General features: G+C 37.3%; 13 protein-coding genes. 4 read left to right on the forward strand and 9 right to left on the reverse strand.

Annotation, left to right across the window (positions count from 1 at the left end):
• Positions 1-45 precede the first annotated feature (45 nt).
• The 6 genes from parC to QE429_RS13765 all read right to left on the reverse strand — a co-directional run bounded on the left by parC (position 46) and on the right by QE429_RS13765 (position 9,138).
• Positions 46-2,484 (reverse strand): DNA topoisomerase IV subunit A, encoded by a 2,439-nt coding sequence (gene parC, locus QE429_RS13740; RefSeq protein ID WP_307287669.1) that lies wholly within the window; start codon positions 2,482-2,484, stop codon positions 46-48.
• Positions 2,481-4,460 carry a DNA topoisomerase IV subunit B gene (gene parE, locus QE429_RS13745; protein ID WP_307287670.1) on the reverse strand — a complete coding sequence of 660 codons (1,980 nt, stop codon included), beginning with the start codon at positions 4,458-4,460 and terminating at the stop codon, positions 2,481-2,483. Before parE ends, parC begins: the two co-directional genes overlap by 4 nt.
• Before the next feature lie 291 nt (positions 4,461-4,751).
• Positions 4,752-5,168 (reverse strand): CoA-binding protein, encoded by a 417-nt coding sequence (locus QE429_RS13750; RefSeq protein ID WP_307287671.1) that lies wholly within the window; start codon positions 5,166-5,168, stop codon positions 4,752-4,754.
• Positions 5,169-5,280: 112 nt separating this feature from the next.
• The gene (locus QE429_RS13755; RefSeq protein WP_307287672.1) at positions 5,281-6,210 is read right to left on the reverse strand and encodes an ATP-binding protein; all 930 of its coding nucleotides are present in this window, start codon (positions 6,208-6,210) and stop codon (positions 5,281-5,283) included.
• A gap of 13 nt (positions 6,211-6,223) precedes the next feature.
• The gene (locus QE429_RS13760; RefSeq protein ID WP_307287673.1) at positions 6,224-7,147 is read right to left on the reverse strand and encodes a GGDEF domain-containing response regulator; all 924 of its coding nucleotides are present in this window, start codon (positions 7,145-7,147) and stop codon (positions 6,224-6,226) included.
• Between the two features lie 251 nt (positions 7,148-7,398).
• Positions 7,399-9,138, reverse strand: a complete 1,740-nt coding sequence (locus QE429_RS13765; protein ID WP_307287674.1) for a glycosyl hydrolase family 18 protein — start codon at positions 9,136-9,138, stop codon at positions 7,399-7,401.
• A 180-nt stretch (positions 9,139-9,318) separates the two neighbouring features.
• Here QE429_RS13765 and plsY point away from each other — a divergent pair, with 180 nt between their 5' ends.
• The 4 genes from plsY (at position 9,319) to QE429_RS13785 (ending at position 12,247) form a co-directional block, all read left to right on the forward strand.
• On the forward strand, positions 9,319-9,903 hold the full coding sequence (plsY, locus tag QE429_RS13770; RefSeq protein WP_307287675.1) for a glycerol-3-phosphate 1-O-acyltransferase PlsY: 585 nt from the start codon (positions 9,319-9,321) through the stop codon (positions 9,901-9,903).
• A 106-nt stretch (positions 9,904-10,009) separates the two neighbouring features.
• Positions 10,010-10,204: a hypothetical protein gene (locus QE429_RS13775; protein ID WP_307287676.1), complete on the forward strand. Its 195-nt coding sequence runs from the start codon at positions 10,010-10,012 to the stop codon at positions 10,202-10,204.
• A gap of 464 nt (positions 10,205-10,668) precedes the next feature.
• A complete protein-coding gene (locus tag QE429_RS13780; RefSeq protein ID WP_307287678.1) occupies positions 10,669-11,817 on the forward strand; it encodes a CapA family protein in 1,149 nt (382 codons plus the stop codon).
• A 139-nt stretch (positions 11,818-11,956) separates the two neighbouring features.
• The gene (locus QE429_RS13785) at positions 11,957-12,247 is read left to right on the forward strand and encodes a HesB/YadR/YfhF family protein (protein ID WP_307287679.1); all 291 of its coding nucleotides are present in this window, start codon (positions 11,957-11,959) and stop codon (positions 12,245-12,247) included.
• Positions 12,248-12,284: 37 nt separating this feature from the next.
• On the opposite strand, the gene QE429_RS13790 is transcribed toward QE429_RS13785, so the two are convergent.
• From QE429_RS13790 to QE429_RS13800, 3 genes are read right to left on the reverse strand one after another with little or no spacing between them, the layout of a single operon-like run.
• Complete coding sequence (locus tag QE429_RS13790) at positions 12,285-12,581, reverse strand: hypothetical protein (RefSeq protein ID WP_307287681.1); 297 nt, start codon at positions 12,579-12,581, stop codon at positions 12,285-12,287.
• A 58-nt stretch (positions 12,582-12,639) separates the two neighbouring features.
• On the reverse strand, positions 12,640-13,068 hold the full coding sequence (locus tag QE429_RS13795) for an acyl-CoA thioesterase (protein WP_307287683.1): 429 nt from the start codon (positions 13,066-13,068) through the stop codon (positions 12,640-12,642).
• A gap of 28 nt (positions 13,069-13,096) precedes the next feature.
• Entirely contained in the window at positions 13,097-15,136 is a 2,040-nt protein-coding gene (locus tag QE429_RS13800) for an AAA family ATPase (protein WP_307287685.1), read from the reverse strand.
• Positions 15,137-15,384: the final 248 nt, after the last annotated feature.

The raw sequence follows: 15,384 nt of genomic DNA on the forward strand, positions 1-15,384 counted from the left end.
ATGATGAAAAAAGACTCTCTAATTTATAGAGAGTCTAAAAATTTTCTATTCACTTGGATTTTGAGGGTTATCCTCTTTCCAAACAGTAGTAACCTTTCCGTTTTCCCCTTCATCAAGGATAAACGAACCGTTTGAGTAACGATCACTAAAGCGGATATCTTCCGTTTTAAGTGTTTCGACAAAGCCCTTTTCTGTTTCAATGAAAATCAATTCCTGATTATTTGCAACAACAAAGCCCATGATTCGATGTGGGTTTGATTTTAACTCTCTTAATATTACTACACCGCGCTTTGCACGAGAGGATTTTTCAAACTCTTTTAACTTCATCCTTTTTACAGATCCACGCTGTGTAGAAATTACAATGGATTCAGTACTGTCAGGGTTAAGGACTTTACCGCCAACAACAAAGTCTCCATCCTTCAAGTTAATACCTTTCACGCCGGCTGCGCGTTGTCCGACAATACTTATTTCTTCCTCATGGAACCATAGCGCATATCCGAGATGGGAAACCATGAAAATTTCCTTCGTTCCGTCAGTGAGGTGAACGTCAATTACTTGGTCATCATCTTTAAGATTTACAGCAACTAGCGGCTTTGAGTAGCGCTGTGCCTTGTATGCTTTAAGTTCTGTCTTCTTTACCATTCCATTTTTTGTCACAAAGATTAAGAATGCATCTGTTTCAAAATCCTTGACTGGTATCGTCTGAATAATATCCTCGTCCCGCTCAATTGGGATAATGTTAGCCACATGTTGACCAAGATCCTTCCAACGGATATCAGGTAATTCATGAACTGGAAGGAATAAATAATTCCCTTTGTTCGTGAAAAGAAGAAGAACATCCTTTGTATTCATATCAAGCTGAGCAAGCAATCTGTCAGAATCCTTCATTGCCAGATCCTGTCCATTAGATGCAGCGTACGAACGCTGACTGGTCCGTTTGACGTAGCCTTCCTTTGTGACCGTAACAATGACATCTTCACTTGGAACGGTTACATCAAGAGTAATTTTTAACTCTTCAATTTCCGCTTCAATCTTTGATCGGCGCTCATCTGCAAAGCGTTTTTTTACATCTTTTAACTCTTTTTTTATAACAGAGAATAGCTTTTTCTCACTAGCTAAAATGCTACTAAGCTCTTCAATTTTTTTATTTAATTCTTCTGCTTCTTGTCTAAGTGCAGTAATATCCGTATTCGTTAAACGATAAAGCTGTAAAGATACAATTGCTTCTGCCTGGAGCTCAGTAAACGCATATTTTGCGATTAAATTGTCCTTTGCGTCTCGTTTATCTTTAGATGCCCGGATGGTCGCAATAACCTCATCCAGGATGGACAATGCTTTCATCAGACCTTCAACGATGTGCTGGCGTTCCTTTGCTTTGTTTAGATCATATTTGGTCCTCTTAGTAACTACTTCTTTTTGATGTTCAATATAGGCATCCAGCAATTCTCTAAGACCCATTAATTTTGGTCTCTTGTTGTGGATAGCAACCATATTAAAATTGTAGGTTACCTGGAGGTCACTATTTTTATATAAATAGTTTAAGACACCCTCTGCATCAGCATCTTTTTTCAACTCTATCACTATGCGTAGGCCAGTACGGTCTGTTTCGTCACGGACCTCAGACATTCCTTCAACCTTTCGATCGAGCCGGAACTCGTCCATTTTTTTGACGAGGTTGGCTTTATTGACTTCATATGGAATTTCAGTGATCACAATTTGTTGTTTACCACCGCGAACTTCCTCAATTTCGGCCTTACCGCGGACAATAATTTTACCTTTACCAGTTTCATAGGCTTTTTTAATGCCGTCAATCCCTTGGATAATTCCGCCTGTTGGGAAGTCCGGGCCTTTTACAATAGTCATAAGCTCATCTATCGAAACATCCGGTTGTTCCAATCTCATAATTACACCATCAATGATTTCTCCAAGGTGATGTGGTGGAATATCTGTGGCATAACCTGCAGATATCCCTGTAGAGCCATTTACAAGGAGATTTGGAAACATTGCTGGTAATACGGTAGGTTCCTTCGATGTATCGTCAAAGTTTGGAATAAATTCCACCGTTTGTTTTTCGATGTCACGAAGTAATTCAGCTGCAATAGCCGATAGGCGGGCTTCAGTATAACGCATAGCCGCTGGCGGGTCACCATCAACGCTACCGTTATTACCATGCATTTCGACTAGTACATTTCTTACCTTCCAGTCTTGACTCATGCGAACCATTGCTTCATACACAGAAGAATCACCATGTGGATGATAGTTACCAATTACGTTACCAACTGTTTTAGCTGATTTACGAAATCCTTTATCAAATGTATTTCCTTCCACATGCATGGCATAAAGAATTCTTCGCTGCACGGGTTTTAGACCATCCCTTGCATCTGGCAGGGCACGTTCCTGAATTATATATTTACTATATCGACCAAAACGATCGCCAAGTACATCTTCTAGAGGTAAGTCACGGAATTTTTCTGTTGCACTCATCCTTCAGAACCCTCCTCAGAGACCGTTATATTTTCATTTTCCAAAATCGTGTCATCCTCTTCTAAACCAAAGGCCACATTGCTTTCAATCCATTTTCGGCGTGGCTCAACCTTATCGCCCATAAGTGTCGTAACACGGCGTTCTGCTCTTGCCGCATCATCAATTTTCACTCGAATTAGCGTGCGGGTTTCTGGATCCATTGTCGTTTCCCAAAGTTGATCCGCATTCATTTCTCCAAGACCTTTGTAACGCTGAATAATATAACCTCGGCCAACCTTTTTCATGGCATCTTGAAGTTCATCTTCGTTCCAAGCATATTCAATAATTTCTTTTTTTCCAGTCCCTTTACTTACTTTATAAAGAGGAGGAAGAGCAATAAACACTTTTCCAGCTTCAAGTAAAGGCTTCATATAGCGATAAAAGAATGTAAGCAAGAGTACTTGAATATGTGCTCCATCGGTATCTGCATCTGTCATGATAACGACTTTATCATAATTGATATCTTCAACATTGAAATCCGATCCCACACCGCCGCCGATTGCATGGATGATGGTATTGATTTCTTCATTTTTAAAGATATCAGCGAGTTTTGCTTTTTCAGTATTGATAACTTTACCACGTAGCGGAAGTACTGCCTGAAAACGGCGGTCACGTCCTTGCTTTGCAGATCCTCCTGCAGAGTCTCCCTCTACCAGATAAAGCTCATTTTTTTGCGGATTTCTAGATTGTGCTGGTGTCAATTTTCCAGACAAGACAGCTTCTGAACGTTTCTTTTTCTTTCCACTTCTGGCATCCTCACGGGCTTTTCTTGCTGCTTCCCGCGCTTGGTACGCTTTAATTGATTTTTTAATAAGCAATGAACTGATATCAGGATTCTCTTCTAAGAAATAAGAGAGATGTTCCGAAACGACCGCATCCACAGATGACCTTGCTTCGCTGGTCCCTAGTTTGCCCTTTGTTTGTCCTTCGAACTGAAGGAGTTCTTCTGGAATACGAACAGAAATAATAGCTGATAAGCCCTCACGAATATCTGCTCCATCTAGGTTTTTATCTTTCTCTTTTAAAAGAGAGACCTTTCTTGCATAGTCATTAAACACTCGAGTCATGGCTGTTTTGGAGCCTGCTTCGTGCGTACCGCCATCCTTCGTACGAACATTGTTTACAAACGAAAGAACATTTTCGGAATATCCATCATTAAATTGGAAAGCAAATTCTACTTCTATTCCATTTTGTATGCCTTCAAAGCTAACCACATGGTGAAGCGTATCTTTTTCTTCGTTTAAATATTCAACGAAGGCTTCAATTCCGTTTTCAAAGTGAAAAACTTCATGTAAGCCATTTCTATCATCGTTAATTTCTATTTTAAGACCTTTTAGCAAAAATGCAGATTCTCTTAGCCTCTCACATAAGGTTTCAAAATTATATGTGGTAGTTGAGAATATGGATGGATCTGGTTTAAAGTGAATTGTTGTTCCCGACTGATTGGTTTTACCAATTTTTTCTAATGTGGTAACTGGTTTACCGCCATTTTCAAATCTCTGCTCATAAATAAATCCGTCCCTTTTAATGGTAACGGTTAACCACTCAGATAATGCGTTAACGACTGATGCACCAACACCATGTAAACCACCACTGGTTTTATATCCGCCTTGGCCGAATTTTCCGCCGGCGTGAAGGACGGTTAAGATGACCTCTGGTGTCGGTTTCCCCATTTTGTGCATCCCAGTGGGCATTCCACGGCCTTTATCTATAACGCTGATGGAATTATCTTTGTGAATTCTAACAATAATGTGATCACCATAGCCTGCAAGTACTTCATCAACAGAGTTATCTACGATCTCGTATACAAGATGGTGCAATCCGCGCGCATCCGTACTGCCGATGTACATTCCAGGGCGCTTTCTAACGGCTTCTAAACCTTCCAGCACCTGTATGGCATCATCATTATAATCAAAAGCTTGCTGATTTCTTGCCACTAAAATACCCCTTTCATACCCTACAAAAAGAAACAACCTTCTAATTGCTTAATAGCTAACAAATTATCATTCGCTCAAATGAGTTCATTTTCCTTTAAAAAAATGGAGAGAACCCATGTTTGCCACTTTTATTTTAACACATGTTCTTGTGACGTCTATGCTTAATTGTAGCGATTTATTCAGATTTGGCAAATACGTAATTTGAAACAACATAATTTTGTAATATAATTTTTCTCATTATTTGTTAACAAAAATAGAAAAAACTGCTAATGATTAGCAGTTTTTTGTGAGTTATCTTGTTAATGCATGCTCTACTTTAATACACCGGTCCATGACTACCGTATAGCCCTTTTCTTTTAGATAATCATAGGCTTCTTCATTCATTAGCCCGAGCTGGGCCCAAAAGATTTCTGCATCGATATCAGCAAACTCTTTCGCAACTTCAAATAATTGCTCGGAACGACGGAAGACATTTACGATATCAACATGTCCTTCGATCTCTTTTAAAGAACCTACAGCTTTTACTCCTAATACCTCTCCATTAATGGTAGGATTCACCGGGATAATCTCATATCCTGCTTTTTGCATCGCTGCTGAAACTTGATAAGAGGTACGTTCAGGGTTATTACTCAAACCCACAACCGCAATTCTTTTTGCTTTTTTTAAAATAGCTCCTAATTCTTCACGGCTAGGAATCTCAACTGTCATGACTCTCACTCCTACATTGTTTTCTTTTATTTTACCGATAAACAAGGGAAAAACATAATAAAACGCTTTCATAAAATAAAAAGCTACCCGTTGAGTAGTGAGTTTTTAGTACTTACATTGTAGAAGATACGGGATTTATTACTTTACACGCCTTCGGTAATTCTAGGAGGAATCTTGTACCCTCACTAGTACTTTCAAATGAGATTCTACCATCCATTCTCTCAAGAATTATTTTTGCCATGTATAGTTCTAGCTCTCCTCCTGGAAAATCAGTGGTAACATCAGCTTCCATTATCCTTAGCAAATCCTCTGATTCGATTTTACCTGCATTATCCTGAATATCGACTGTTACAAAACTTTCTGTTTCGTTCAAATGAATATATATTTTCTTGTTTTGAATGCCGTTTGCTAAAAATGCATCTCGGACTTTTATAAACATAATCAATAGCATATAACTGAACTCATTTAAATAACCATAACCCATTTGTTGGCCGTGATATTCAAAATTCACATGAATATTATGATTGTGAAGACTCGAGGAAAATAATGTTAAGGCGTATTCAATCGAATCACCCACTGAAAATGCTTCTTTAATGGCATTATCCAGTTGAAATTTACGAAAGTCACTTACTGACTGTGTTAAATGTTTTATTTGAGACATACTTTCATTGATAAATGTGTCAATATACAAGTCGTCGATTTCTCCGAAAGCACGTGCCTCTCTTACATCCTGAACCAATAATGATAGACTGTTTAAATGTTGTATCCACTCTTGTTCCATACTAGAACTGATTTCATTTAAGACTGTAAATTTAGATTGATGGAGTTGAAGAAGATCCTTTTTTCTGTATCTAGTTTCTTCATCATGAGTAGGTGAATCTAATTCTTGGCTAACTAATTTATATTTATTTGCTAAGTCCCGATTTTTTCCCTCACTCGACTTCAGCTTTGTCGTAAGCTCTCGGTTTTTATAGATCAAGTAGGAAATGGTGATTATAAAAAAGCAAATGGAAAGGAATAACATTAAATTTATTACTAACAATGCGCGCACCTTCTTATTCTTCTTTGCTGTACGTAGTTACTTGGTTTCTTCCGTTCGATTTTGACATAGAAAGGGCTAAATCTACTTCATTCAGCAGGTCTATGTTTGATTTACCATTTTCGTAAACTGTCACAGCGATGCTGCATGTCACTTTCCCAATTACTCCAAAATTAAAGTTCTCTACTAAATTACGAAGAGATTCAGCAATTTCAGTGGCTTCCTGTTCATTGGTATTAGGGAGTAAGAGTAGAAATTCTTCCGTTTTCCAGTGTTCATAAATATCTTTTTCACTTATCCGCTGTTGAATAATTGTTATGATCGTGTTTAACACCTTTTCAGCCGCCGTCTTTCCGAAACAATCTGAGATCTTATTGAAAAAATCGATTTCAATCTTAATAAGGGAGAGTGTCTGACTAAATTGATTGGCTTGTTCCAACACATGGCTCAAATAGTCATAAAACCTCAAATGATTCATCTTGTATGTTATCGGAACAAGGGAATTTAAACTGGTTTTGATTTCTTTTTCCAGTTGAATTTGGCATATAGATGATTGAATGGCATTAAATAATATATCTAAATCAAAGGGCTTTAAGATGATATGATTAGCACTCTGCATCATATTTTTTATAGAGGGATCATTACTAACATCATGGACTGTTGTTAGAATTACCTGTACTTTGTCATTTATTTCTCGTATTTTTTGAATCATTTCTACCTGTTTTCCTTGATCCAGTTTAATATCAGCAATAATTAAATCTGGATGCTGCTGTTGAAAAATTTGAAAGCCTGTCATGCTATCTTTTGCCACATAAATAGTTGAAAATCGTCGCTTTAGTATCCGGAAAAGCTTTTCCCTTGAAAATCCCTCTTCCTCTACGAATAACACATGGATATCAGGATATTGATTGCTTAAATATTGTTTGATATTTTTTGCCATGAAATGATCACCTCTTTCTTTGATTTAAGAATGGTATGTAAGAAAACCGCCCGTTTTATAGTAATGATTCGGCCGGTCTTAGCTTGTTTATTTGATTTTAACTAAATTATAGGGGCTCTATGCACGGCTTTCAACGAGTTAACAAATGGTTTGAAAATTCTCCATATTTTTGTAATAAAATTGACTCTAATTGTTCTTAGTTACCTATAAAGGTTGAAAATAAAAAAGCAAAGAGGAATGTTCCTCTTTGCTCATTTCTGCGACACAGTTCTCTCAGCTAGTAGATTTAAGGCAGTCCATGCCGTTTGATCCCCAAACAGTCGGGACCATGCTCCAATACCAGCAAGTTTATATTTGATAGCCAATTCTACTCGTTTATTTAGTGAAAATTCATCTTCAATCCAAATTTTATAGGTTGCACTTTCTTCTGCTGCATAAAATTCAGCGTAGTTCTGTCCGCTTGCCTCATCATATTTAGGTTGCACACCTTTTTCAGACAGCCAAGCCTTCACTTTATCCATTGCTAGTGCCTTTGAAGTAATTTCAACCGTACCATCGGCATTCGTCTGTTCCTTCCAGAGCCTAGCGTATAAAGGCACACCTAGAATTAACTTTTCATGGGGCACCTCTGTTAAAAGTCTATCAAGATTATCTTCCACCCATGGCAAACTTGCTACACTTCCTGCTCCAGTGGCGGCATTCGTATGCTCATCGTATGCCATAACAATAAGATAATCAACAATATTCGCAAGCTTGGGTCTCTCGTAAAAAGAAGACCAATTGTTGTTTTCACCAGCGGAGAAGGTGATGTCCATTGATATCACCAGACCTGCCTCGTGAAGATAAGGGGCGGCCTCTCGCATAAATTGTGTAATTAACGGCCCATCCTCGGGATTAACATTCTCAATATCAAAGTTCATCCCTTGAAGATGATACATTTGGCTAAAATGAAGCAACTGCCTGATAATCGCTGTTCTCGTTTCATAATCTTTGAATGCTTCATGGGTGAGTTTTGGATCAAATGAATTAGAAAACACTCCCCAAACCTGATACCCTTTTCCTTGTGCCCATTTACTATAGTCAAGTGATGCAAGGTTTTTAACAACTCCAGTATTGCTTGCTAGAGAGAACCAGGTTGGAGAAACCACGTTTAAACCGGTCATTTCCGGAATTTTTGTTATATTAGGGTTCTTTGTGTAGACGGCTTCCCATGTTAATTGGATAGGGCCATTTATTTTCGGGATTTGAAACGTTTTTCGTTCTTTCTTTACACTAACCTTTACGTGCTCCCCTTTTATCACATATTCTTTTTTTATATAGCCGCTAATACCGTTTTCTTTCCTGATAAGGTAAAAATTGTCCTTTACACCTTCAATCATAACCTTTTCCTTTGGTCTCATTTCCGCAACATACGGTGAATGCCAAGATGGTTCCGTACGAAGTCTAAGCTTTTCGTTATTAATGTCCTTTTCTAATAACCTACCATTATCGTATTGCTCATCATCGTGTTGAATCCAAATAGCCATACTATCCGGTAATGTTTTATATTGAATGGAGTAAAACGAAAGAACTGGATCAAGGGCAACATAGATTTCACCCTTTTTTACTAGAATGGGAGAAAGCTGTAGATTTACTGGTTTTTGATTAACAAAATAAGTTAATGAATCAGTTGACATTTGTACTACTTTATCTGTTGTAGTAATAATGACGGATTTCGATTTTTCATCATAATGAATTGAAGAATCAATATTCTTCTTAAAAAATGTGAGTGGAACATACAGAGAATTTCCCTCAATCAGGGCATTTCCCAACTGTTTTCCCTTGAAAAGGATGGGATGCTTTCCCTCGAAATAAGCTTTTTTTTCTGTTGATGCAAATGGATATAACATGAAAAAAATAGAACTAAAAATAAGTAGACAAGAACCTATTAATCCACCGATTATCCATTTAGTTGAGCGTTTTTTATTTTTTGCATAGTCTAGACGTGCCATCTTCCCTTCCTCCTTATTTCTATCCTAAGGTATCTCGGTACAATTTAGAAGATATTTTTAGGATCACTAGCTATCCTTTCATACTAATAATTTCAGTAATTCAAGAAAGCAATAGTGTTTTTTTATCAATACATGGTAAAATAGAAGAACTGGATCTTTTTATTGAAGGAGAAAATGTTAATGGTTCAAATTATTTTAGTCTTGATCCTAGCCTATTTGTTAGGCTCCATCCCCTCTGGTTTAATTGTCGGTAAAGTTTTTTATAAAACCGATATTCGTCGTCACGGAAGCGGCAATTTAGGGGGAACGAACACTTTCCGAACACTTGGAGTAAAAGCAGGCATTGCTGTAACTCTTGCTGATATCCTTAAAGGAACATTAGCGGCTGCCTTACCACATCTTTTTTCTGTCGACATTAACCCGTTACTCGCAGGTGTACTAGCAGTACTTGGGCACACATACCCAATCTTTGCTGGATTCCGAGGGGGGAAAGCTGTAGCCACTTCAGGTGGAGTTCTATTACTCTGTGCACCATTTATGTTCATTACTGTTCTGCTCGTGTTTTTCTTAGGTCTGTACATAACCAAATATGTTTCCCTTTCTTCTATGATCGCTGGACTATGTGGGGTGATTTATGCACTTATCATATGGGATATCCCACTATTAATTGCAGTAACCCTTCTGGCATCATTCGTCATTTACCGCCATCGAGCAAATATTAAAAGAATTATCAATAAAACAGAACCAAAAATTAAGTGGCTATAAAAGAACCTACATGATGGTTCTTTTATAGCCACTTTTCATGAAATTGTCGAAATTCCTTCCTTCTTTTCCCTTATATTTCCTTTAAAATAAGAGTAAGTGAATGTGAATGACTGGAGGGATAATCATGCAAAATGTGAAACAAGATTTATTTTTCTCAAGCATTGTGTCAAATAACACAGATGTAAATGATTTTATTATCGAGTTCATAAACCCTGAAGAAAGTTCAGACCATTCTCCAATAAAAATTACAAGAAATTTTGATGAATTACTAGAATTCCTAGATGAATTTGATGACCAATAACAACAAAAGAAATGAAAGGCTGTCCATTGATAGGGCAGCCCTTCATTTACATTTTCAATAGGTGGAATTTCTTATTTCCTAATACATCGTCAGAATAATCAAGCTTAGTGTGATCAAAGTAAACAAATTCCTTTTCATGTATTAGGATGGTTAAGTCATCGAACTCAAATGTAAGATCCCCTTGAATTTTCCGCTCTTCCAGAGACAGATTTAATTTGGGTCCCCCTCAACCAATTCCCATGCTTAATCGGACATAAAGATTTTCATCCTCAGGCTTTTTTTCCTTGATAACTAATTCCTGTAAAAACTTGTGTGCACTTCCCGTAATACGAAACATTTAACCTCACGATCCTATCTCTTATGATTTATTTAAGAAAAAATTTAAAAAATCATATTAATATATTATAGTATTATCATGGGGCACAAAAATAATTTGCTTGAATTAGCTCATACAAGGAGAATTTATGAGAAAGAAAGCCATTATTCCTTCTGTTTTTATTATGATCATTTGTGCAACACTAGCATCTGTTCTTTTCGTCAAAGAACAAACAGGAGTAAAAGAAAAGAAAGTTTACCCTTCTAAAAATCATAGTACCCGTCCCTTCAAATTAATGCATCGAAATCTAATAGAGAAAGTAACAATTGGTGCGATTGGAGATATCCTCATACATGATGTCATTTATCGAGATGCCTTTAATGGGACAGGCTATAATTTCAATCCTATGTTTGAAAATGTAAAAAATCTTTTAGAAATGCCTGATGTGTTAACGGCTAATCAAGAGAGTATACTAGGTGGAACTGATCTGGGGCTTTCGGGATATCCCAGGTTTAATAGTCCGTTTGAAGTAGCTGATACCCTTCTTCATTCCGGTGTAGATATTGTCTCTACAGCCAACAACCATACATTAGATAAGGGTTCCAAAGGGATACAATCAGAAACAGCTTATCTAGAAAGCATTGGATTACCCCATGTAGGCAGTTTTGTGGACACCACAGATCAGCAAAAGTTGCGTATTATAAACAAAAATGGAATTAATATAAGTTTCCTATCATACACGTATGGCACAAATGGGATACGAGTTCCAAAAGGCCAGGATTTCTTAGTAAACCTGATTAATCGTGATAAAATGAAAGAAGAAATACGCCGTGCAAAAAAGGCATCAGATATTGTTGTTATGAGCATACATTGGGGAAATGAGTATCAAAGAATCCCTACTAATGCACAAAAAGATTTAGCCCGTTTCCTGGCAAATGAAGGAGTGGATATCATCTTTGGATCCCATCCACACGTTCTTCAGCCAATGGAATGGATTAAAACAACAGATGGCAGAAATGTATTTGTGGTCTATTCATTAGGCAACTTTATTTCAGGACAAAATAATCATTATAAAGACATTGGTGGTCTGGCAACAATCGATGTGACGAAACAGGTCACGGATCATGGAAAAACAATCGAAATCTCGAATCCTGTCTTTTTCCCTACTTATGTCTCGAGTCAAAAAGATCATCAGTTTAAGGTCGTTCCGTTACAAATGGCGAATACTTTTGGGCTTCCGAATGCAGAGGCAAAATACAAGGAAATCCAGCAACACATGTATCAATGGCTCCGTTAGATCGGAGCCTTTTATTTTTATTTCTTTATACAGGAGAATGTCTTAGGGTATGATAAAGCATGTATTAGTCAAATTAGTCGATTCTCGATATTATTTCTTATATAATAAAATGATTAGCCAGTAGAAAGGAGTTCATCATATGAAAATACATATTACAAATGAAGCAGCAGCATGGTATAAAAAGGAGCTCGGACTTAGCAATGGTGATTATGTTCGCTTTTTCGCCCGCTATGGAGGATGTAGCACTGTCCAAAGTGGTTTTTCTCTAGGTATCTCTACTGACGAACCAATCGACATTGGCACAAAGTCAGAAGTCGATGGAATTAACTTTTATATTGAAGAAAAAGATTTATGGTTTTTTGATGACCATGATTTAACCATTGAATATAAAGAAACCTATGAAGAGCCTGTTTTTCAATATAACAAATAAAAAATAGAGGTTGACTCACCAAGAGCCAGCCTCATTTTTATTTATCCCAAATATGTTCAGTAAAGCCTGCCTTTTGTAAAACTTCTCTTCCTCGTTCTCCAATTAAATCAAAATGCGAATACCCATCTGCTCTATGATGGATCCATTCCTTCTTTAACCCGTACTTTCTTCCCCAGGCAACCAGCTTTTCAAGATCGGCACACCCAACTTTTGAAACAGTTTTTGCTCCTGGGAAACGATCATCAAGCCAATAGTGGGTTAGGATAGCAATCTCTCCACGATCAATCTTTCTTTTCCAATCTAAGATGTCCTTTTTTTTAATACCGAATGCCACAACATCACCCCTAATCAGACACACCTCGGCAATCCGTGCTTTCAGGAGGATTCAATTGCTATTTTTTCTTTACTTCCTCATATTTTAAATACCATTCAGGAAAGGCTTTCTTGAAAGAAGTAGGCCTGAAATTTTCTTTCTTGACAATAATATGAGTGGATGTTCCCTCTGCACAAATTTCTTCGTTTCCATTTACAATTGTATAGCCATAAATAGTTTTTATTCCATCGTTTAACTCCACCCATGTTTTTACAAAGGCTTGATCACCATACCGTAAAGGTTTTTTATATGTGATTTGAATATCATATACAGGGGCATAGTAACCGGACTCTTCCATCGCTAAGTAATTATATCCGAGATCTTCAATAAATCCTGTTCTGCCTAGCTCAAAAAACTTTAAATAATTGGCATGGTAAATGACACCCATCATATCTGTATCTGCATAGTAAAGCTGAATCTCTCTAGTCGATTGATAATATTTTTCCACGAAAAGTACTCCTCTCATCCAAACAAAATTATTTAATTTTTCTTAAAGCTGCATTCACATCTTCTACTTCAAGGTACATAGATTTTTCCATAAGAGTCTCTTCGTGCTCAAAACCCATTAACCGTGATGCTTGTGCTTGGATCATTTCATCCACCAAGTTTGTCGCAAAACGACCGTTGCCGCTAGTATTTTCTGTTTCAATGGTTTCAATTAATTCCCTTTTCGCCTCTTCTGTTAAGTGATACTGATAATTTTCAGCATAGGTTCCCATAATTTCAAGCAATTCTTCTGAAGAATAATCTGGAAAAAGAAAATATTTTTTAAACCTCGATCGAAGACCAGGGTTACTCTCTAAAAGTTGGTCCATTTCATTTGGATACCCGGCTAGGACTACCACAAGGTTTTCATTTTGTTTCGTCATTTCATCAACTAGGGTGTCAATTACCTCTTTCCCGAAATCACTGTTTGAATGACCAAGAAGGGAATAGGCTTCATCAATGAATAATACACCACCAAGTGCTTCCTTAATTTTTTTCTTTGTTTTTCCTGCAGTTTGGCCCACAAATCCTGCCACGAAATCTGCTCTACTGGCAACAATAAGGTGCCCCCGTTTCAAGATACCGCATTCTTTAAGAAACTCTGCATAAATCTTAGCCACGGTTGTTTTACCAGTACCAGGGTTTCCAGTAAATACAGCATGAAGCTGGATAGGAACGGTGGGGAGCCCTTTTTTTCTTCTAAATTGTTGCATTTTTACAAATGAAATTAAGGACTTCATCTCTTCTTTTAACGATGGAAGACCAATTAATCGATCCAATTTTTCTTGCGGTGGTTCAGGATTGCTCTCTTTTTCCAAACGAAAATCTTCTTTATTCAGGAGCATATAATCGAGTAGATCCTCCTCTACGGCTTTCTTGTAGGCTCCTTTTTTAAAGATAGCATCTAAAACTATATTTCGTACGGTTCGTGCATTTCCAAACGTTTCATCTACACGCTCGTGTTCGAGTCGTAGTTCTATTTCACTTTTTGATTCCTCTGTAAGTAAATAGTCGTTATCTAAAGCCACTTTTTCGGCAATTTGAATGAGTTCATTGTTGGTATAATTAGGTAAATGAATAAAATTTGATTGCGGAAAACGACTGCGGAGGCCTGGATTTGCTTCTAAAAATGTACGCATTTCTTCTGGATATCCCGCTAAAATCACTGCGAATTTTCCACCATATTCACTTCCTGTCATTAAGGAAACGAGTGTATCGATAGCGGATTGGCCATAATCATTGCCTGTTTGACCTTCGCGTTTTAAACTATAGGCTTCATCTATAAATAATACTCCGCCAATAGAACGCTCCACGACGGCTCGAACATTTTCCTCTGTTTGTCCAACAAATCCTCCCACTAACTGTGAGCGGTCAGTTTCGACGACTTCTTCACGTGGTAGAACCCCTAATTCATAATAAATTTTTGCCAATAAACGAGCGAGTGTCGTTTTTCCAGTACCAGGATTTCCTGTTAATATCATATTTAGACTGAGTTCATCCTTAATTTGGAATCCAAGCTCTTTCCGTTGTTTTTGGTATTTTAAGAAACGATAAAAATCATTTACACGCTTCTTGACTAAATCCATACCAATCATGTTATTTAACTGTTCGAGTGCGTTTTCTGTTTTAGTTGCAGAAGAAGATTCTTCTTCATCAAATTGCTGTGCCCAAGTTTGTTTGATTTCATCTAAATTAGACATGTGCAATTTTAAGTCTTCGTAAAAAGTGGACGTATGGAAGACACCAGTTATGGATTGATCGTATTCCTTCGCTGCCTTTAACAAACTACCGGTTTCCTCAATAGCAGTTGAAAGTAATTCAAACAGCTTCTGATATTTAAGGAAATGCTGTCGATTTACCATAGTGGAGGTTAAATCCACTTTAGCCTGCAAACCTTGTAATTGTTCATCGGCAACTTTAAGAAAGCTTTCACAAATATCTATGTACTGCTCTGCTGTTTTCTTTTTAGCTGTACGATTATCAGTTTCTCGAATAGGGGGAAAAGAAAGAGATGACAACAGGTCTTTCATCTTTTTCCAATCAGATTGGATGCTAAATTCATTTGCTTTTTGGTTTTCAGGGTCGAGTGTCAGGGCTTTAGCAAACCAAACAGCTGCTAAGCTATCCCCTTTATCGCGTCCAAGCCTTGAAAGTGCCCCAAGTGTTAATAGTTTCGATAAAGATTTCGGATCCGTTTCCTTGCTGATGGCACTAATTAATAGACCTTCATTTGAAAGAACACCCGATTCGTTTAGTTCTTTTTCCCACTGTATTATTT

Source organism: Bacillus sp. SORGH_AS_0510 (assembly GCF_030818775.1).
In the GTDB taxonomy this organism is placed as follows: domain Bacteria; phylum Bacillota; class Bacilli; order Bacillales; family Cytobacillaceae; genus Neobacillus.